Here is an 18354-nt window from a genome sequence, read left to right on the forward strand (position 1 = left end):
ATCAGTACGCGCCGTCACGCCCCACCACCGCTCGCAGCGTCCGCAACAGGATGAGGAGGTCCCCGGTCACGGTCCAGTTCTCGACGTAGTACAGGTCCAGCCGCACGCTCTCCTCGAGCGTGAGGTTGTTGCGGCCCGAGACCTGCCACAGCCCGGTGAGCCCGGGCTTGACCAGCAGCCGCCGGCCGATCTCGTCGTCGTACTGGTCGACCTCGAGCGAGACCTGCGGACGAGGTCCGACGAGGCTCATCGAGCCCCCGAGCACGTTGAAGAGCTGCGGGAGCTCGTCGATCGAGTAGCGGCGGATGAACGCACCCACCCGGGTGACCCGAGGATCCTGCTTGGGCTTGTAGAACACGCCGACGTTGCCCGCGCCGAGGACGTCCTCGAGCCGGGACTCCGCGTCGACGACCATCGAGCGGAACTTGAGGACGGTGAACGGCTCGCCGCGCAGCCCGACGCGCTCCTGCGCGAACAGGACCGGACCGTGGCTCGTGAGCCGCACCGCGAGCGCCGTCACGAGGAGCGGGACGCAGAAGAGCACGAGGAGGCCGAGCGCGCCGACCACGTCGAACGCGCGCTTGAGCACGTGCTGGGGGCCCGAGTACCCGGGCGCCTCGACGTGCAGGAGCGGCAGCCCCGCCACCGGCCGGGTCCGGATGCGTGGTCCCGCCACGTCGGTCAGCGCGGGCGCGAGGACGAGGTCGGCTCCCCACGGCTCGAGGTCCCACGCGAGCCGCTTGACGGTCCGGGGCGTCACGAGGTCGGACCCCGTGACCATCACGGTGTCGGCCCGCAGCGGCTCGACGAGGCGCGCGGTGTCGCTCACCTCGCCGACCACCGGCACGCCCGCCACCGTCTCGTGCGGCTCGACCGCGCCTCCCGGGACGCACGCGCCGACGACCTGGTAGCCGCTGTCCGCCGCCTCGCGCAGCCTCTCCACGAGGTGCGCGGCCCCGTCGCGACCGCCGACGACGAGCGTCCGCGACCGGCAACGGCCGCGCCTGCGGAGGCGGACCAGTCGGCGCCGCACCGCCCACCGCCCCAGCAGGAGGAGGACGAGGCCGACGGGCAGCGCGACGGCGACGTACCCTCGGGCCAGGTCGTACCGGACGAGGTACGCCGCGATCGCGACCATCCCGAACACCCCGATCGTCGTGTTGACGACGCGCGCGTACTCGGGCGCGCCGGAGCCCAGGCTCCGGCTGTCGCGCGAGAACGCCACCCGCAGCGCGCACCACCAGATCACGAGCAGGCCGACCGAGATGGCGACGTACCGGGCGTCCAGGACGGTCCCGCCGATCCCGTCGAACCGGACGAGGTACGCCGTCGCGATGGCGGCGCCCACCGCCAGCGCGTCGACGGCGGCGACACGCCGCGCGAGCCGCGGCTTCCAGCCCGGGCGCCGATAGGCGCCGAGGGCGATACGGACGAGCTGTCCGGTGTCGAAGGACGGCGTCGTGACCGGCCGTCCCGTCCGTTCGAGATCGACGGCGTCGACCTCGTGATCCTTCTCCAACGTCATGGCGCCCCCTGCGACGTCCGTGGACGCAGCCCCGACGGTCCGCCGGCGCGCGACCGCCCCTCAGGGCGTGCCGGACGCCGCCGTCACCGACGGTCTGCCGAGCTCTCCGCCGCGGGTCCGGACGTCGTCGTCACGGCGGCGGCCGGTCGCCGGGCGACCGGTGTGCCTGCGCTGCACCCGTCGTCGAGGACGGGTGCCCGGCTCAGGCCTTGGTCCCCGCCGAGCGGCGTCGGCTGCGCGCGACCAGGACGGCCGTCGCGCCACCCGCGACGAGCAGGACGGCGCCGCCGAGCAGCAGCACGTCGTCGGACCCGGTCTCGGCGAGGCCGCCCGAGGTCCCGTCGCCCGCGCCGTCGGCCGAGCCCGTGCCACCGGCCCCGTCGGAGGCGGGGACGGAGACGATCTGCTGGCTCGACAGCACGGTCCCGTCGGCGTCGGTCGCCACCAGGGAGAAGGTCCCCGGCTCGGAGAGCGTCACCGCGAACGACGCGAAGCCGTCGACGGTGTCCTTGGTCAGCGCCTTCGTCCCGGCGATCGAGATGGCGCCGTCCGGGACGTCGGGCGACGAGATCGTCAGCGTGATCGTCGGGTTCCCGGCCGGTCCGCCCACCGTGACGGTGAACGTCTCGCCGACCTCGGGCGTCGCGGTGGAGACGCCGACCTCGTACTCGTCCGCCTCGTAGGCGGACGCGACGGCCGGTGCCGCGGCGAGCGCCGCGGCGAGGAGCAGCGTGGTCGCTGCGCGTCGAAGCTTCATGTCAAAGGCCCCCTGCCTTCGTCGTCGGGCGCGGGGGCCTACGGTCGGCCGACGTCACGGACGTCGGTCGTCGCACGTGCCCCCGCCGTGCTCCCTCAGGAGAACACACCCGTGCCGCACCCGACAGCCGGGAGGGCCGTCGTCTCGTTCCTGGCACCTGGAGTTTTCCTCACGGAAACACTGCCTCGCTGGTTCTTGCCGCTGACGACCTCGTACTCGTACGTCGCGGACTCCCCTAGCGCGAGCTCGACCGACCGCGCTCCGACGACGAGCCCGTCGTGCACCTGGGCGAAGAGCCCGGGCTCGCCCTCGCCCGTCGACGCCCCGCGGATCCCTCCACCCCGCGGCGCGTAGACGAGCAGGTTGGTCCGTATCGTGCCGTCCCCTCCGGCTCCGAGGACGTACTCGGGCAGCTCTGACGCCTCCGCGCGGGTGAGCGTGGAGGCGAGCGTCACATGCACCGTGAAGGCCTGCGAGCCGTCGGGACGGCACGTCACGTCGTCGACCGCCACGGTGGAGTCGAGGTAGTAGCCGGTCTTGGACGCGGTCGTCGCGTTGAGGTAGACCCCGACGACAGGAGACGTCGGACCGCCCGCGGGGTCGGTGCGGCGGCCCTCGAGCTCGCCGGAGAGGACCGTGCCCGCCAGGAGGTCCTGCTCCGCGGCCCGGGCGGACCACACGAGCAGACGACCGTCCCGGGCCGACCGGGCGAGCGCGTCGACGAGCGCCGCGGCGTCCCCCTCCCCCGTGGTCAGCGAGCCGAGCACCTCGCGGGCGACCAGGGCCAGCACGGCGTCCTGCTCCGCCGGGTCCGCGTGGTCGACGTAGACGCCGTGGAGCAGGTAGGCGGCCGCGTCCTGCGTCGTGAGCCGGAGCGTCCCGCCGCCCGGCGTCGCGACCTCGACCGGCCCGACGCCGCCGAGCACCCCCGCGAGGGCCACGGGGTCGACGGCGACCACGCCGTCGACCTCCGCACCCGTCTGCCGCAGCCAGGCCTCGCGCGCCACGCGTGCGGCGCGCGGGAAGTCGGGGGTGGACGTGACGTTGAGCATGTACCTGCCGAGGTCGTCACCGAACAGCGCGGCCTCGGAGCCGCTCAGGTCGACCACGCTCTCCGGGAACGCACCGAGCGCGCTGCCCGGACGGACCTCCACGAGCTCGACGGCGCCCGACTCCGCCCGGAGGTGGAGCACCGAGCCGGCGATCCCGCCCGTCGCGCGCGGCTCGGCGTTGTTCTGGACGAGCACGAGGTAGTCCCGCACGCCGTCGGCGCCGAGCATCGGCGGGACGAGCTGGACCGCGCGTGCCGCGGTCGCCGTCTGGGCGGCGACGCCGCCGAGCTGCTCGCGCAGGTCGTCCACCGCTGCGGCCAGCGGGCTCACGAGGGTGGAGGTGTCGATCCTCGCGACGGTCTCGTACGACGTCACGACCGCGCGGTCCGCGGCGACGACGTCGTCGCGCGCCGCGCGGAGAGGTCCCAGGTCGACGGCCCCGGCCGTCGGCGCGAGGGCGGACGGGGACGCGACGGTGACGGCGTCCGCGAGGCGCGGGAGCGCGTCCTGAGCGACCCGGTCGACAGCGCCAGTGGCCTCCCCGAGGGCTCGCGCGTCGTCGCCGACGAACGGCAGCGCGCGGGCGACCGTCCAGTGCGGGCCGTGCGTCGCGGACGCCGCGACGCGTGCGGACCGACGGACGTCGTCGATCGCCGCCCCGGCGTCCCGGCCCGTCCGCACGTGCTCCTGCACGGCGGGCAGGGTGGAGGCCACGTCCTGGAGTGCGGCACGCGCGCGCAGGACGTCCGTGACCAGCCACGCGGACCACGCCAGCGCCACGACGAGGGCGATCCCGCCGGCCACGGCGACGCGCCTGCGCCGCCGCGGAGAGGGCGCTCGGCGGGACGGTCGCCGTGCCGCAGGACGACCTCGTCCTGGCTCCGGTCGTGCGGAGGGCGCGACCAGCGTCGCGGCCCCTGCCCACCGTGGACCCCACCCGTCGTGCACCATGCCGCCCCCCGCGACTCGCCCCCGACGCGACGGCTCCGGTGCGGGCCGCCGCTCGCGCTACATTACCCAGACCCGCGGTCGCCAGGAGGTCTGAAGCGTGCTCTCCGTCCTCGTCGTCTGCACCGGGAACATCTGTCGGTCGCCCGCGGCACAGCTCGTGCTTGGTGCCGCGCTGGACGACTCCGTGGTCGTGGCCAGCGCCGGGACGGGCGCCGTGGTCGGCGCACCCGTCGCGCCCGTCATGGCCCGTCTCCTGTCGGACCGCGGCCTCGACCCGTCGGGCTTCGTCGCCCGCTCGCTCACCGAGGACCTGGTCCGCTCCGGGGACCTCGTGCTCACGATGACGCGCCAGCACCGGGCCGCGGTCCTCGAGCTGGCGCCGTCGGCGCTCCGGCGGACCTTCCTCTTCACGGAGCTCGCGTCGATCGCGGAACGGCTGGGAGCTGGCGCACCCGGGGCGGACGACGCCGCGCGGCTCGCCGACGTCGCCGCCGCCGCGCCCCGGGCGCGCGCGAGCCTCGACCTGGAGCGCGACGCCCCGGACGTCGAGGACCCCTACGGGCGGTCGGAGGACGTCTACCGCCGCGTGCTCGACCGCATCGAGGCCGACGCGCGGCGGCTCGTCGCCGCCCTGCGAGGGTGACCGGTCCACCTCCCTGCCCCCTGCACAAGGAGGGGGACCGGCCGCCGTCAGGGTCGTTGGAGCACCGTGACGACCACCACCACGACCACTCCCCACAGTGCGAGGCCTCCGCCGCACCCGATGGCGAGGCCCTCGGCGCCCGTCGCGCCACGGCGACGGGCACGTCCCGCGGGGACGATCGCGGTCGCTGCGCCGAGGACGACCAGTACCCAGCCGACCGTCACCCAGAGCATGCGGGCAGCCTGCCCGGCACCCGGGCGGCTCGCAGGCTGGACATCTGTCCAGAACTGGCCGCTTCGTCCGGTATCGACGCTATCTCCGGCATGCACGTGCGATTTGTCGCGAACATTCACCCGCTCCCACCGACGCCTCGGCTCAGATGGCAAGACGGCCTCGGCATCTCAGGCGTCGGTCGAGCGTCCCGGACGCCGCGCCGAACCCTCCGCCGGACCCGGTCCCGGGTCTACGGGGAGGGCCCGCACGGCGGGTCCGATCCGGTAACGGCGGTCCGTGCCCTGGACGAGCCAGCGGTGCGCGACGAGGGTCTGCGCGATGCGGAAGGCCCCCGGGCGGCTCACGCCGAGACACGACGCCAGCTCGGCCAGGCGCATCGCCCCCGACTCGGCGACCAGCTCGACGGTGCGCACCGCGCGTGACACGGACGCCAGGACGTACGACCCCCTGCTCGACATGCTCGGAACCCTAGGAGCCCTCCCCGCCGCTCGCACCGCACGCCCGGGCTCTCACGCCAGGCCCGCCAGGCGGTACAGCACCAGGCTGCCCGCGACCGCGACGTTGAGGCTCGCGCCCCAGCCCGCCATCGGGATCTCGACGCACTCGTCGTCGCGCGCGAGGACGTCGTCCGGCACGCCGTGCCGCTCGTGCCCGAGCAGCAGCACCGTCGGCTCCCGCGCCGGACCGAGCCGCGGCAGCGGCGTCGCGCCCTCGGCGAGCTCGACGGCGACGAGCCGCTTCCCGGCGGCCTGCTCGGCGTCGAGCCACCCCTCCTTCGACGGCGCGACCCGGTGGAGGCACAGACGTCGTCCCTTGAGCGTGTCGCCCACGGCGAGCGCCCGCCGGTAGTGCGGCGTGCGCGGCACGGCGAGACACGCCCCCACGGCGTCGCACGTGCGCAGGAGGGTTCCGAGGTTGGCGTCGTACGCGACCCACAACGGCGCGACGACCAGGTATCCCCAGCAACCGTGCCGGGACGACCGGCGGGCGCGGCGCAACTCGCGCGGCGTGGACTTGGCGCCGCTCATCGGCGCGGTACGGGAGCTCCCCAGGTGAGGTCGTTCATCGTGAGGCGCCTTTCAGCGGCGGCGCCGGGCCATCGTCGGACGACGACGGTGCGTCGTCGTGCGGAGCGCCAGGCTACCGCGTCGGCCTGTCCACCGGCCGCCCTGACGCACGTCCTCGACACGACAAAGGCCCGGAACCATACGGTTCCGGGCCTTGATCTCGGGTGGGCGATACTGGGTTCGAACCAGTGACCTCTTCGGTGTGAACGAAGCGCGCTACCACTGCGCCAATCGCCCGAGTGCGTGGTCGATACTAGCCTGAAACGGACCGTATCGAAAAACCGGCCCGGATCAGGGGTCGAGACGCTCGCGACGGCGCCGCTCGAAGAGCTCGCGCGCGGCGAGCGACAGCTCCCCGGCCGCCACGTCGACGCCGTCGAGCCAGGTCACGGGCTGGACGTTGCGGACCGAGCCGGTGAGGAGCAGCGCGGCGTCCCCTGCGGTCACCTCGTCGAGCACCGCGAACGGCAGCTCTCCGGGGCGGGCCTCGCGCACGGGCAGCCCGTCCTCCGCGGCCCACTCGAGCAGCAGCTCGCGCGTGATCCCGGCGAGGCACCCGGACGCCAGGAGCGGCGTGACGAGCTCGCCCCCGCGCTCGACGAACACGTTCGCGCCCGTGCCCTCGCACAGGTCGCCCGCGGTGTTGGCGAGGAGCGCCTCGTCGCCGCCCCGCGCGACGGCGTCGGCGAGCGCGACGACGTTCTCGGCGTACGACGTCGTCTTGAGCCCGGCGACGGCGGACCGCTCGTTGCGCGTCCACGGCGAGCGCACGGCCCGGCCGGTGGGGCTGATGGTCGCGGGTCCCGCGGCGACGACGACCGTCTGCGCGCCGGGAGTCCGGCCGGACCCGAGCGGGCCGATGCCCGCGGTCACGGTGATGCGCAGGCGGCCGACGTCGCCCGCCCCCGTGCGCGTCCGGGCGTCGGCCTCGGCGAGGACGGCCGCGACGCCGTCCAGCACGCGCTGCTCGTCCGGCGCGTCGAGGCCGAGACCCGCGGCGGACCGCGCGAGCCGGCGCAGGTGGCGGGTGAGCGCGAAGGCCCGCCCGTCGAACACGGCGCACGTCTCGAACACGCCGTCCCCGACCGTCAGGCCGTGGTCCACGGCGCTCAGCGCCTCCTCGCCCGGGCGGACGAGACGTCCGTCGGCCCAGATCACGAGGTTCCCGGACGGGCGGTCGGACGTCGGCGTCGTGGCGGCAGCGGGGCTCATGGGTCCAGTGTGCCGGAGGCGAGGCCGACGAGGCGCCGCGCCTTGAGCTCGGTCTCCTCCCACTCCCGCGCCGGGTCGCTCCCCCACGTGATCCCGGCCCCCGTGCCGAACCGGAGCACGCCGTCGGCCCACCAGAAGGTCCGGATCCCGACCGCGAGCACCGCCTCGTCGCCGTCGACCCAGCCGACCGCGCCGCAGTACGGGCCGCGTGGGACGGGCTCGAGCGCGTCGATGATCCGGAGCGCCGACGACTTCGGGGCACCGGACACCGACGCGGGCGGGAACGTGGCGTCGAGCAGCGCCGGCCACAGCGACGCGCCGGAGCGTAACCCGGGACGCAGGCGGCCGGTGACCGTGCTCACGAGGTGCACCAGGCCGGGGTGGGGTTCGACCGCGAGCAGGTCCGTGACCTCGACGGTGCCCGGGTCGCACACGCGCTGCAGGTCGTTGCGCACGAGGTCGGTGATCATGACGTTCTCCGCCCGGTCCTTGGCGGTGAGCCCGTCCGGGGCGGGGGCCGTCCCCTTGATGGGGCCGGAGGTGACCGTCCCGCCTGCGACGCGGAGGAAGAGCTCGGGCGACGCCGTCACGACCCACACCGGGTCGACGCCGGAGCTCGCCGGGACGTGCAGGACGCCCCCGTACGGCGCCGGGTTCCCCCGGGCCAGACGCCGCCCGAGGGCCAGGGCGTCCGGCTCGCCCGCGTCCGGGTCGACGAGCGGGGCGGACAGCACACGGCAGACGTTGGCCTGGTAGACCTCGCCCTCGCGGACCTCGTCGCGCACCCGGGCGACCGCGGCCTCGTACGCGGCCCGGTCCATCGAGCTCGTCCAGCCCGACGGCGCAGGTCCGCGCCACGCGCCCCCGCCGTCCCGGGAGAGCGCGGCCGGGTCGACGCGCTCGGCGAACCGCCACGCGCGCGCCCGCCCGCCGCGGGCCGGCGCGTCGAAGTCCGCCACGACGAACCACGGCCCGTCGTCGGCGAGCCGCTCCGGCTCGCGCCACAGGTCGACGACCTCCACGGCGCCGGTGGCGGCGCGGTCCGCGAAGAGGGCGAGCCCCGGCCTCGACGACGTTCTCCCAGGTCCTGGCACGGGACCACGCTACCGACCGCCAGTGCGCCGCTCGCCCGGCGCCCGGGTCGACCTCGACGCGCACGGGACGGCGCCGGTTGGACGCCGGGCGCGAACGTGGACTAATGTCTGGGACGCGCCGGAACGCCGGAGGGCAGCAGGAAGCGATTCCTCGACACCTTCCAGAGACCGGCCGCGCGGATGTGGCTCAGTTGGTAGAGCATCACCTTGCCAAGGTGAGGGTCGCGGGTTCGAGTCCCGTCATCCGCTCGGAGGCCCACTCTCCGTCCGCCCTCGCGGCGGCGGAGGGCAGGTCGCGGTGGAGTGGCCGAGAGGCGAGGCAGCGGCCTGCAAAGCCGTATACGTGGGTTCGAATCCCATCTCCACCTCGCAACAGCACCACCCTTTGGGCGATTGGCGCAGCGGTAGCGCGCTTCCCTGACACGGAAGAGGTCACTGGTTCGATCCCAGTATCGCCCACGAGCACCTGCGAGAGGCCGCCCCGGCACCGTCCGGAGCGGCCTCTCGCGTGCCGACTGCCTCCCGGACCGGATGCACGGTTCAGGTCGGAAGTCGGCTAGTATGTGCTTCGCGCCGGAACACCGGAGGGCTCGCGAGAGCTCTCGCAGGACCGGCCGCGCGGATGTGGCTCAGTTGGTAGAGCATCACCTTGCCAAGGTGAGGGTCGCGGGTTCGAGTCCCGTCATCCGCTCGGAGGCCCACTCTCTGGCCTGCTCCTCCGGGAGCGTGAGAGGACGCGTCTCAAGGTGGAGTGGCCGAGAGGCGAGGCAGCGGCCTGCAAAGCCGTATACGTGGGTTCGAATCCCATCTCCACCTCGCAGCAGTGCAGCACCCCGGGCGATTGGCGCAGCGGTAGCGCGCTTCCCTGACACGGAAGAGGTCACTGGTTCGATCCCAGTATCGCCCACCGGCTCGAAGGCCGCCCCGGTTCCCCGGGGCGGCCTTCGTCGTCCACTACCCTCGGCCCATGCCCGACCTGAACCCCGCCCACGACGTGCTGCCGTTCGGCGCCGCCCCGCGACCCACGACCTCCGTCGACCTCCGCGCCCGGCTGCGCCCCGCCCTGCTCGACCTGCTCGGGCCGACCGTCGAGGGTGCCGACCGGGCCCGCCTCGACGCCGAGCTCGACGGCCCCGACGTCTCCCGGCTCGACGTCGACCTGACAGGGGTCCGCGTGCGCGTCGGAGGCCAGGGAGCCGCTCCGGGCGCGGAGCGCGCCTCGACCGACGGGCACGAGACCCGCGACGTCGAGGACGTGCGGGCGCGCGAGGACGCGGTCCTGCGCCGGGTGCGCGTCGACGCGCACCCCCTCCTCGTCGAGGACGTACCGGTCGACGTCGTCGCGGAGGCCGAGGGCCTCCGGTTCCGCTGGGTCGAGGACACCGCCGGCGGTCTGGGGATCGAGCCCGTCGAGCCGGACGACGCCGCGCCTCTCAGCGGCCACGTCCGCGTCGCCGCACCCCGCGACGCCCTCGTCGAGACCGCCCGGCGCCTCGTGGCGACGGAGCTCCAGAACCTCGGCCTCACGCTGGCGTCGCTCGACGTCGACCTCGAGTCCGCGGGGCCTCGCAGCGTGACGCTCCGCGGGTTCGCCCGGGTCCGCAAGGGCATCCTCTCCGCGAGCGTGCGCGCGGCAGGGACCGCCGAGGTCGACGCGCACATGGTGCTCACCGTCCGGGACCTCGAGCTGTCGAGCCGCAACCCCGTCGTCGCGGCGCTGCTCCTGGCCGCGCGCGGCGAGCTCGCCAAGGCGGAGGGGCACCGGGTCGACCTCGTGTCCGACCTGCCCCCGGGCGTGCGGCTCGCGGACGTCCGCGTCGACGTCGGGGAGACGCTCGCCGTCACCGCACGCTTCGCCTGACGGGGCCGCCCTTGTGATGCTCCTCGCTCGCACGTAGCGTCGAGGGCATGTGCCGGAACATCACGACCCTGCGCGGCCTCGAGCCCCCTGCCACGGACGAGGAGATCGAGGCGGCCGCACGCCAGTTCGTCCGGAAGGTCACCGGGATCCAGCGGACCAGCGCCGCGACCCAGGAGCCGTTCGAGCGCGCGGTCGACGAGGTCACGGCCGTCGTCGCGCGGCTGCTCGGCGAGCTGCCGGAGCGCCGCAACCCGCCGTCGACCGTGCCTCCGCTCCGTCGCGAGGAGGTCCGGGCGCGCATCGCCGCGCGCGAGGCCGCCGAGCGGGAGCACGAGCGGGCGCACGCCCTGGGGATCGCGCACACCCACTGAGCGGGAGCAGGTCCGGCGCCCGCACGGTCGGAGCGCGGCGACCGTGCGTGCGCGGCAGCGCGACGAGGCCGTCTAGGCTCGGGACCTGTGAGTGCCGCACCCGCCCCGAACCCGTCGCCGGAGGCCACGCGCCCCGAACCCGTCAGCGCGAGCATGCGCCGCGCGAAGGCGGACGCGCGGTCCGCGCACGTCACGATCGGGCAGGTCCGCGAGGAGGGGGCCGGGCGGGTGGCGATCGACTGCTCGTGCGGCATGTCGCTCACGAACGGCCCGGACTGGACCGTCGACGAGCACATCCGCCTCCATCGGGCGGAGGCCCGCTACCTCGCGCTCAGCGCGGTCGCCCCCGCCGGGATGCCCCGCCTCATCCCGGTCGACGCCGACCGGCTGCCGCGCGTCGATTGACGCTCAGAGCTCGTCGGGGTCGTCCCAGGACGTGCCCGACGACGCACCGTCGATCGGCCGGCGCTCGTTCTCCGACAGCGACTGCGGGGCCTTGGTCGCGTCCCCACCGGTCAGCACGTCGCCCACGGCCTCCCCCTCCTCCTCGCGGCGCGGGGACAGTCGTGCGGAGGCGACGTCCGACTCGTTGAGGTCGTCCCGGTGGTCTGCGTGGGTGCTCATGGCACGGGTCTACCAGGTCCGACGCCCCGATGCACGACCGTCCGCGGCCGCGTCGTCGTGGAGACCCGTTCCGGGCTGGGGCGGTGAGACGAGCGCCGGCCGAGCCGCGGGACCCATGGGCGCTTGGCACACTATTTGATGGCGAGTGTCCGTCGTCACCCGGCGTCGGGCGTCGTCTGCGACGACAGCGACCCGGGGTGCGTGGAATCCTCAGGGGCATGCAGACCTGGCCCGGCCACCCCTACCCGCTCGGCGCCACCTACGACGGGACGGGGACGAACTTCGCCCTGTTCTCCGAGGTCGCGGAGCGCGTGGAGCTCTGCCTCCTCGGCGACGACGGCACCGAGACGCGCGTCGACCTCGAGGAGGTGGACGCGCACGTCTGGCACGTCTACCTGCCCGGGAAGGGCCCCGGCACGCGCTACGGCTACCGCGTGCACGGGCCGTACGACCCGGCGAACGGTCACCGGTGCAACCCGGCCAAGCTGCTCCTCGACCCGTACGCGAAGGCGATCGAGGGGCAGGTCGACGGCGACGAGTCGCTGTTCTCCTACCGCTTCGCCGACGCCGGCGACGCGGCACCGGCGGACGAGGCACCCGAGGGCGACGACGCGGACGCGCCCCCGCCCGCCGCTCCCCCGCTCAACGACGACGACTCGGCCGGGCACACGATGGTCTCGGTCGTCATCAACCCGTACTTCGACTGGGGCCACGACCGCCCGCCGAACCGGGACTACCACGACAGCGTGATCTACGAGGCGCACGTCAAGGGCATGACGATGCTCCACCCGGACGTGCCGGACGACCTGCGCGGCACGTACGCCGGCATGGCCCACCCGGCCGTCGTCGAGCACCTCGTGACGCTCGGCGTCACGGCGGTCGAGCTCATGCCGGTGCACCAGTTCGTCAACGACCCCACGCTCGTCGAGAAGGGCCTGTCGAACTACTGGGGCTACAACACCATCGGCTTCTTCGCGCCCCACAACGGGTACGCGGCGTACGGCACGCGCGGGCAGCAGGTCATGGAGTTCAAGACCATGGTCAAGGCCCTGCACGAGGCGGGCATCGAGGTCATCCTCGACGTCGTCTACAACCACACCGCGGAGGGCAACCACCTCGGCCCGACGCTGAGCTTCCGCGGCATCGACAACAAGGCGTACTACCGCCTGGTCGACGGCGACGAGGCCCACTACTTCGACACCACGGGCACGGGCAACTCGCTGCTCATGCGCTCGCCGCACGTGCTCCAGCTCATCATGGACTCGCTGCGGTACTGGGTGACCGAGATGCACGTGGACGGGTTCCGCTTCGACCTCGCGGCGACCCTGGCCCGGCAGTTCCACGAGGTCGACCGCCTCTCGGCCTTCTTCGACATCGTCCAGCAGGACCCGGTGATCTCCCAGGTCAAGCTCATCGCCGAGCCGTGGGACCTCGGCGACGGCGGCTACCAGGTGGGCGGCTTCCCGCCGCTGTGGACCGAGTGGAACGGGCAGTACCGGGACACCGTGCGCGACTTCTGGCGCGGCGAGCCCTCCACGCTGCCCGAGCTCGCGAGCCGCCTCACCGGCTCGTCCGACCTCTACGAGCACAGCGGTCGCAAGCCCATCGCGTCGATCAACTTCGTCACCGCGCACGACGGCTTCACGCTCAACGACCTCGTGTCCTACGACGAGAAGCACAACGAGGCGAACGGCGAGGACAACAACGACGGCGAGAGCCACAACCGGTCCTGGAACTGCGGGGCGGAGGGGCCGACCGACGACCCCGAGGTGCGGGCGCTCCGCGCGCGCCAGCGCCGCAACTTCCTCGCGACCCTCCTGCTCTCCCAGGGCGTGCCCATGCTCGCGCACGGCGACGAGATCGCGCGCACGCAGGGCGGCAACAACAACGGCTACTGCCAGGACAACGCGATCACGTGGATGGACTGGGGCGGCGAGGAGGGCCTCGATGACGAGCGGGCCGCGCTGCTCGACTTCGCCCGCCGCGTGGTGTGGCTGCGGCGCGACCACCCCGTGCTGCACCGGCGGCGCTTCTTCCTGGGCCGCGGCGGCTCCGGGACCGTCGACGACGAGCTGCCGGACATCGAGTGGCTCGACATCACCGGCTCGCGCATGGACCAGCAGGACTGGGACCACGCCTACGCGCGCACCGTCATGGTGTTCCTCAACGGCGACGCGATCCCCGAGAAGGACCGGCGCGGCGAGCCGATCGTCGACGACTCGTTCCTCCTGCTGCTCAACGCCCACTCCGACGCGCTCGAGTTCACCGTGCCGCCCGCGCGGTACGGCGAGGGCTGGGACGTCGTGCTGGACACCGACGGCACGGTGGACGTCGGCGACGCCCTGCGCCCGGGCGACACGGTCTCCGTGACGGGCCGCAGCGTCATCGTCCTGACCCGGCCCCCGCTGCGATGACGGCCACGCCCGACGTCGGCACGCCCGGCGCGCCGCCCCGCGTCCCCGTCTCGACGTACCGCCTGCAGCTCGGCCCCGGCCTCACGTTCGACGACGCCGCGCGCCAGGTGCCGTACCTCGCGTCCCTCGGGGTCACGCACCTCTACCTCTCCCCCGTGCTCCAGGCCGCGCCCGGCTCGACCCACGGCTACGACGTCGTCGACCACACGCGCGTGAGCGCAGAGCTCGGCGGGCGCGAGGGCCTGGGGCGCCTGGCCGCGAGCGCCCGGGCGGCGGGCCTGGGCCTGGTGCTCGACGTCGTGCCGAACCACATGGCGGTGCCGACGCCCGCGTGGCACAACCACGCGCTGTGGTCGGTCCTCGAGGACGGCGCCGACTCGCCGTACGCCCGGTGGTTCGACGTCGACTGGTCGGCGGGCGAGGGCGCGGTGCTCATGCCGGTCCTCGGCGCGCGCCTGGGCGACGTGCTCGCGGCGGGCGAGATCACGGTCGACGAGGTCGAGGTCCCCGGGTCGCCGGGGCCGCGGCGCGTGCTGCGGTACTACGACCACGTCTTCCCGGTGCGGGCAGGCACCGAGGACCTGCCGCTCACCGAGCTGGTGGAGCGTCAGCACTACCGGCTGGCGTACTGGCGCGTGGGCGACGAGGAGCTCAACTACCGGCGCTTCTTCGACGTCGGGTCGCTCGTCGCGGTCCGGGTCGAGGACGAGGAGGTGTTCGACGCGACGCACGCGCTCGTGCTCGGCCTCGTCACGGACGGCACGGTCGACGGCCTGCGCATCGACCACCCGGACGGCCTCGCCGACCCGGCGCAGTACCTCCGGCGTCTCGCCGACCGTACCGACGGCGCGTGGGTCGTCGTGGAGAAGATCCTCGCGGGCGAGGAGCAGGTGCCCCCGGACTGGGCGACGGTCGGGACGACGGGCTACGACGTCGCGTGGCGGCTGCAGCAGCTCTTCGTCGACCCCGGCGGCCGGTCCGGTCTGGACGCGGTGATGACCCGCCTCACGGGCGCCGTGCCGGGCGGGCTGGGGGCGCTCGTCGAGGAGGCGAAGCGCGAGGTCGTCGCGGGCCCGCTCTACGCGGAGCTGCACCGCCTGACCGACCTCGCCGCCGCCGTCTGCCACGACGACCCGCGCCTGCGCGACCACACGTGGCGCGGACTGCACCAGTGCCTGCGCGAGCTGCTCGTCGCGTTCGACCGGTACCGGGCCTACGTGGTGCCGGGCACCCCGCCACGGCACGAGGCGGTCCGTGCGGTCGAGGACGCCGCCGCGCGCGCCCGGGCCCGCCTCGACCCGCAGCGCGCGGAGACGCTCGACGTGGTGGTCGACCTCGTGCTGGGCCGGGAGGTCGGGAGCGCGGGTCGGCGCCGCGAGGCGCGCCGCGACGAGCTCGTGGTGCGGTTCCAGCAGGTCTGCGGCGCGGTGACGGCGAAGGGGGTGGAGGACACCGCGTTCTACCGGTGGACCGAGCTCGTGAGCCTGTGCGAGGTGGGGGGCGAGCCGGACCGGTTCAGCCTCGGCGTGCACGACTGGCACGCGTTCGCGCAGCGGTTCGCCGCGCTCACGCCGCACGCCCTCACGGCGGGGTCGACGCACGACACCAAGCGCGGTGAGGACACGCGCGCGGCGCTCGGAGTGCTGTCCGAGGACGCGGCGGGCTGGTCGCGGCTCGTCGACGAGGTCCGCGCGGCGACGGCCCCGTACCGCGGGGCGCTCGTGGACGGCCTCGCGGAGAACCTGCTGTGGCAGACGGTCGCGGGGACGTGGCTGCCCGACGCGGGCGCCGGGGCCGACCCGGCCGACGGCGCGTCGGACGGCCCGTCTGGCGCGTCGATCGCGCCCGACCGCCTCGTCGACTACCTGCGCAAGGCGCTGCGCGAGGCGAAGGTCGCGACGTCGTGGACGAGCCCGGACGACGCCTACGAGGAGGCCGTCGCGGACCTCGCGCGGCGCGCGCTCGCCGACCCCGCGGTGACCGGCGCGTTCGCCCGGTGGTCCCGCGACCACCGCGAGGAACTGCGCGCCGCGAGCCTCGGGATCACGCTCGTGCGGCTCACGGCGCCCGGGGTCGCGGACGTGTACCAGGGCGCGGAGTCGTACGCGCCGACCCTCGTGGACCCCGACAACCGCCGACCGGTGGACGTCGACGCGCTGATCGAGCGGCTCGCGCGGCTCGACGGCGGGGCGCCCGCACGGACGCTCGCGGACGAGAAGCTGCTCGTCACGGCGCGCGCGCTGCGGGTGCGCCGCGCCCTGGCCGACGCGTTCGTGGGCGACGGCGCCGGGTATACGCCCGTCGCGTCGTCGACGCCGTGCGCGCTCGCGTTCGCGCGCACCACGCGGGGCCGCGGGGAGGCGGACGTCGCGCGCGTCGTGACCGTCGCCACGCGGCTGGCCGGCACGGTCGACCGGCTGGGCGGGTGGCGCGACCACGTCGTCGCGCTCCCCCCGGGCGCGGGGGCATGGGTCGACGTGCTCACCGGGCGGGAGCACGCGTCCGGCACGGTGCGCGTGGCCGACCTGCTCGCCGACCTGCCGGTCGCGCTCCTCGTCGACCAGGACGACGCGGCGGCCGCCGCCGTCGCGAGCCCGGGCGAGACCCGGGAGCCAGCGGGGGACGCGCCGTGACGACCGACCCGACGAGCCAGGCGCCCGGGATCCCGCCGCCCCGGGTCCCCCCACCGCGGTCGACCCCCATGCTCTCCGTGCCCGGGCCGCGGCCGGTCGTGTGGGCGCCGACGGCGCGCAGCGTCGAGCTGCTCCTGCCCGAGCCGGGCTCCGGGACGTTCGAGGGCGCGCAGCGGCTGCCGCTGCGCCTCGTGGGCGCGCACGTGCCCGGGTGGTGGGGCTACGACCACGAGCTGCCGTGGGGCACGGACTACGGCTACGCGGTCGACGGCGGACCGGGCCGGCCCGACCCCCGCAGCCCGTGGCAGCCCTACGGCGTGCACGGTCCGAGCCGCACGTTCGACGCGACGTACGCGTGGACCGACGACGCGTGGGCGGGCCGCGACGTGCGGGGCGAGGTCGTCTACGAGCTGCACGTGGGCACGTTCACGCCGCAGGGCACGCTCGACGCCGCGATCGACCGGCTCGACCACCTCGTCGCCCTGGGCGTCGGCGCGGTCGAGCTCCTGCCGGTCGCGGCGTTCGGCGGCGAGCGGGGCTGGGGCTACGACGGCGTGCACCTGTACGCGGTGCACGAGCCGTACGGGGGCCCCCGCGCCCTGCAGCGGTTCGTGGACGCCGCCCACGCCCGGGGCCTCGCGGTCGTGCTCGACGTCGTCTACAACCACCTCGGGCCGTCGGGGAACTACCTGCCGGAGTTCGGCCCGTACTTCACCGACGCGCACACGACCCCCTGGGGCGCGGCGGTGAACCTCGACCGGCCGGGCAGCCGGGAGGTGCGCGAGTGGGTGATCGACAACGCCGAGCGGTGGTTCGTCGAGTTCCACGTCGACGCGCTGCGCCTCGACGCCGTGCACGCCCTCGTCGACGACTCCCCCACGCACCTGCTCGCGGAGCTCGCGCGGCGCGTGGACCGCGTGGAGCAGGAGCTGGGGCGCCCGCTCACGCTCGTCGCCGAGTCGGACGAGAACGACCCGGCGACCGTGACGGGCGTGGAGCAGGGCGGCCGCGGGATGCGCGCCCAGTGGGCCGACGACGTCCACCACGCCGTGCACGCGCTCCTCACGGGCGAGCGGCGGGGCTACTACGTGGACTTCGGCTCCGTCGCGGTGCTGCGCAAGGCGCTCACGGGCGTGTTCGTGCACGACGGCACGTTCTCCACCTTCCGCGGTCGCTCCTGGGGCCACCCCGTCCCGGCGGGGACCGACGGGCACGCGTTCGTCGTGAGCTCCCAGAACCACGACCAGGTCGGCAACCGCGCGTCCGGGGACCGGACGTCGGCCACGCTCGACGGCGGCGGGCTCGCCGTGGCCGCGGCGCTCGTCCTGGTCTCCCCCTTCACCCCGCTGCTCTTCATGGGCGAGGAGTGGGGCGCGTCGACGCCGTGGCAGTTCTTCACCGACCACGCCGAGCCGGAGCTCGCCGAGGCGGTCCGGCGCGGGCGGGCCGCGGAGTTCGCCGACCACGGGTGGGGCGACGGCGCGCCCGTGCCCGACCCGCAGGACCCGGCGACCCGCGACGCGAGCGTCCTCGACTGGTCCGAGCGCGACCGCGGCGAGCACGCACGGCTGCTCGCCTGGTACCGGACGCTGGTGGCGCTGCGGTCGCGGCCCGACGTCCGCTCGGGCGACCTCTCGGTCGTGCGCGTGCACGGCCCCGGGGGCGTGGACGACGACGCCTCGGGCGAGGAGACGGCGTCGGCGTCTGCGCCGCGCGGCGGTCCCGCGTTCGTCGTGGACCGTCGGACCGTCGCTGTCGCGGTCAACCTCGGCGAGGAGCGCCGTCGGCTCCGGCTCGCGCTCGGCGGCACGCCGCGCCTGCTCGCGACGTGGGACCCGGAGACGACCGTGCACCGGCGCCACGTCGACCTGCCCGCGCGTTCGGTCGCCGTCCTGTCCTGGGTGTGACTACGCTCA

16 protein-coding genes and 7 tRNA genes are annotated in these 18354 nt (G+C 74.8%); 13 read left to right on the plus strand and 10 right to left on the minus strand.

Annotated elements, in window-relative coordinates; translation table 11 throughout:
* Nucleotide 1 precedes the first annotated feature (1 nt).
* From ABRQ22_RS09590 to ABRQ22_RS09600, 3 genes are all read right to left on the minus strand, one after another.
* Nucleotides 2-1525, minus strand: coding sequence for a sugar transferase (locus tag ABRQ22_RS09590; protein ID WP_353709357.1), 1524 nt, complete (start codon nt 1523-1525; stop codon nt 2-4).
* Nucleotides 1526-1727: 202 nt separating this feature from the next.
* A complete protein-coding gene (locus tag ABRQ22_RS09595; protein ID WP_353709358.1) occupies nt 1728-2282 on the minus strand; it encodes a peptidase in 555 nt (184 codons plus the stop codon).
* A 95-nt stretch (nt 2283-2377) separates the two neighbouring features.
* Nucleotides 2378-4138 (minus strand): DUF4012 domain-containing protein, encoded by a 1761-nt coding sequence (locus ABRQ22_RS09600; RefSeq protein WP_353709359.1) that lies wholly within the window; start codon nt 4136-4138, stop codon nt 2378-2380.
* A gap of 244 nt (nt 4139-4382) precedes the next feature.
* Between ABRQ22_RS09600 and ABRQ22_RS09605 the strand changes: the two genes are divergently transcribed.
* On the plus strand, nt 4383-4928 hold the full coding sequence (locus tag ABRQ22_RS09605; RefSeq protein ID WP_253049222.1) for a low molecular weight phosphatase family protein: 546 nt from the start codon (nt 4383-4385) through the stop codon (nt 4926-4928).
* Between the two features lie 47 nt (nt 4929-4975).
* Here the strand turns inward: ABRQ22_RS09605 and ABRQ22_RS09610 are convergent, their stop codons facing one another.
* The 6 genes from ABRQ22_RS09610 to ABRQ22_RS09635 form a co-directional block, all read right to left on the minus strand.
* Nucleotides 4976-5161 carry a hypothetical protein gene (locus tag ABRQ22_RS09610; RefSeq protein ID WP_253049220.1) on the minus strand — a complete coding sequence of 62 codons (186 nt, stop codon included), beginning with the start codon at nt 5159-5161 and terminating at the stop codon, nt 4976-4978.
* Between the two features lie 168 nt (nt 5162-5329).
* Complete coding sequence (locus ABRQ22_RS09615) at nt 5330-5620, minus strand: helix-turn-helix domain-containing protein (RefSeq protein ID WP_253049218.1); 291 nt, start codon at nt 5618-5620, stop codon at nt 5330-5332.
* Between the two features lie 51 nt (nt 5621-5671).
* Entirely contained in the window at nt 5672-6190 is a 519-nt protein-coding gene (locus ABRQ22_RS09620) for a TrmH family RNA methyltransferase (RefSeq protein WP_253049216.1), read from the minus strand.
* Between the two features lie 204 nt (nt 6191-6394).
* A tRNA-Val gene (locus tag ABRQ22_RS09625) sits at nt 6395-6466 on the minus strand.
* 54 nt (nt 6467-6520) lie between these two features.
* Nucleotides 6521-7441: an aminotransferase class IV gene (locus tag ABRQ22_RS09630; RefSeq protein WP_253049215.1), complete on the minus strand. Its 921-nt coding sequence runs from the start codon at nt 7439-7441 to the stop codon at nt 6521-6523.
* On the minus strand, nt 7438-8535 hold the full coding sequence (locus ABRQ22_RS09635) for an anthranilate synthase component I family protein (RefSeq protein WP_253049214.1): 1098 nt from the start codon (nt 8533-8535) through the stop codon (nt 7438-7440). Before ABRQ22_RS09635 ends, ABRQ22_RS09630 begins: the two co-directional genes overlap by 4 nt.
* A 176-nt stretch (nt 8536-8711) precedes the next feature.
* Here ABRQ22_RS09635 and ABRQ22_RS09640 point away from each other — a divergent pair.
* The 9 genes from ABRQ22_RS09640 to ABRQ22_RS09680 all read left to right on the plus strand — a co-directional run bounded on the left by ABRQ22_RS09640 (nt 8712) and on the right by ABRQ22_RS09680 (nt 11172).
* Nucleotides 8712-8784 (plus strand) — tRNA-Gly (locus tag ABRQ22_RS09640).
* Between the two features lie 48 nt (nt 8785-8832).
* Nucleotides 8833-8903: transfer RNA gene (locus tag ABRQ22_RS09645), tRNA-Cys, on the plus strand.
* Nucleotides 8904-8922: 19 nt separating this feature from the next.
* Nucleotides 8923-8994 (plus strand) — tRNA-Val (locus ABRQ22_RS09650).
* Nucleotides 8995-9153: 159 nt separating this feature from the next.
* Nucleotides 9154-9226 (plus strand) — tRNA-Gly (locus tag ABRQ22_RS09655).
* Nucleotides 9227-9280: 54 nt separating this feature from the next.
* Nucleotides 9281-9351 (plus strand) — tRNA-Cys (locus tag ABRQ22_RS09660).
* Between the two features lie 19 nt (nt 9352-9370).
* Nucleotides 9371-9442, plus strand: a tRNA-Val gene (locus ABRQ22_RS09665).
* A gap of 60 nt (nt 9443-9502) precedes the next feature.
* Nucleotides 9503-10396: a hypothetical protein gene (locus tag ABRQ22_RS09670; RefSeq protein WP_353709360.1), complete on the plus strand. Its 894-nt coding sequence runs from the start codon at nt 9503-9505 to the stop codon at nt 10394-10396.
* 47 nt (nt 10397-10443) lie between these two features.
* Nucleotides 10444-10767 carry a DUF2277 domain-containing protein gene (locus tag ABRQ22_RS09675; RefSeq protein ID WP_253049210.1) on the plus strand — a complete coding sequence of 108 codons (324 nt, stop codon included), beginning with the start codon at nt 10444-10446 and terminating at the stop codon, nt 10765-10767.
* A gap of 87 nt (nt 10768-10854) precedes the next feature.
* Entirely contained in the window at nt 10855-11172 is a 318-nt protein-coding gene (locus ABRQ22_RS09680; protein ID WP_253049208.1) for a hypothetical protein, read from the plus strand.
* A gap of 3 nt (nt 11173-11175) precedes the next feature.
* Here the strand turns inward: ABRQ22_RS09680 and ABRQ22_RS09685 are convergent, their stop codons facing one another.
* Nucleotides 11176-11391, minus strand: a complete 216-nt coding sequence (locus ABRQ22_RS09685) for a hypothetical protein (protein ID WP_087471935.1) — start codon at nt 11389-11391, stop codon at nt 11176-11178.
* Nucleotides 11392-11609: 218 nt separating this feature from the next.
* On the opposite strand from ABRQ22_RS09685, the gene glgX reads away from it, so the two are divergent.
* The 3 genes from glgX to treZ all read left to right on the plus strand — a co-directional run bounded on the left by glgX (nt 11610) and on the right by treZ (nt 18345).
* Nucleotides 11610-13805: a glycogen debranching protein GlgX gene (gene glgX, locus ABRQ22_RS09690; RefSeq protein ID WP_353709361.1), complete on the plus strand. Its 2196-nt coding sequence runs from the start codon at nt 11610-11612 to the stop codon at nt 13803-13805.
* Nucleotides 13802-16438, plus strand: coding sequence for a malto-oligosyltrehalose synthase (gene treY / locus ABRQ22_RS09695; protein ID WP_353709362.1), 2637 nt, complete (start codon nt 13802-13804; stop codon nt 16436-16438). The genes glgX and treY overlap by 4 nt, the downstream gene beginning before the upstream one ends.
* Nucleotides 16439-16506: 68 nt before the next feature.
* Nucleotides 16507-18345 (plus strand): malto-oligosyltrehalose trehalohydrolase, encoded by a 1839-nt coding sequence (gene treZ, locus ABRQ22_RS09700; protein WP_353709363.1) that lies wholly within the window; start codon nt 16507-16509, stop codon nt 18343-18345.
* Nucleotides 18346-18354: the final 9 nt, after the last annotated feature.

It is taken from the genome of Cellulosimicrobium sp. ES-005, from assembly GCF_040448685.1.
GTDB lineage: Bacteria > Actinomycetota > Actinomycetes > Actinomycetales > Cellulomonadaceae > Cellulosimicrobium > Cellulosimicrobium cellulans_G.

Bases quoted from the DNA above. Each gene is read 5' to 3' on its own strand.
- ABRQ22_RS09670 (WP_353709360.1), top strand. From the start codon at position 9,503: ATGCCCGACCTGAACCCCGCCCACGACGTGCTGCCGTTCGGCGCCGCC.
- ABRQ22_RS09685 (WP_087471935.1), bottom strand. From the start codon at position 11,391: ATGAGCACCCACGCAGACCACCGGGACGACCTCAACGAGTCGGACGTC.
- ABRQ22_RS09595 (WP_353709358.1), bottom strand. From the start codon at position 2,282: ATGAAGCTTCGACGCGCAGCGACCACGCTGCTCCTCGCCGCGGCGCTC.
- ABRQ22_RS09630 (WP_253049215.1), bottom strand. From the start codon at position 7,441: ATGAGCCCCGCTGCCGCCACGACGCCGACGTCCGACCGCCCGTCCGGG.
- ABRQ22_RS09675 (WP_253049210.1), top strand. From the start codon at position 10,444: ATGTGCCGGAACATCACGACCCTGCGCGGCCTCGAGCCCCCTGCCACG.
- treY (WP_353709362.1), top strand. From the start codon at position 13,802: ATGACGGCCACGCCCGACGTCGGCACGCCCGGCGCGCCGCCCCGCGTC.
- treZ (WP_353709363.1), top strand. From the start codon at position 16,507: ATGCTCTCCGTGCCCGGGCCGCGGCCGGTCGTGTGGGCGCCGACGGCG.
- ABRQ22_RS09615 (WP_253049218.1), bottom strand. From the start codon at position 5,620: ATGTCGAGCAGGGGGTCGTACGTCCTGGCGTCCGTGTCACGCGCGGTG.
- glgX (WP_353709361.1), top strand. From the start codon at position 11,610: ATGCAGACCTGGCCCGGCCACCCCTACCCGCTCGGCGCCACCTACGAC.
- ABRQ22_RS09620 (WP_253049216.1), bottom strand. From the start codon at position 6,190: ATGAGCGGCGCCAAGTCCACGCCGCGCGAGTTGCGCCGCGCCCGCCGG.
- ABRQ22_RS09590 (WP_353709357.1), bottom strand. From the start codon at position 1,525: ATGACGTTGGAGAAGGATCACGAGGTCGACGCCGTCGATCTCGAACGG.
- ABRQ22_RS09610 (WP_253049220.1), bottom strand. From the start codon at position 5,161: ATGCTCTGGGTGACGGTCGGCTGGGTACTGGTCGTCCTCGGCGCAGCG.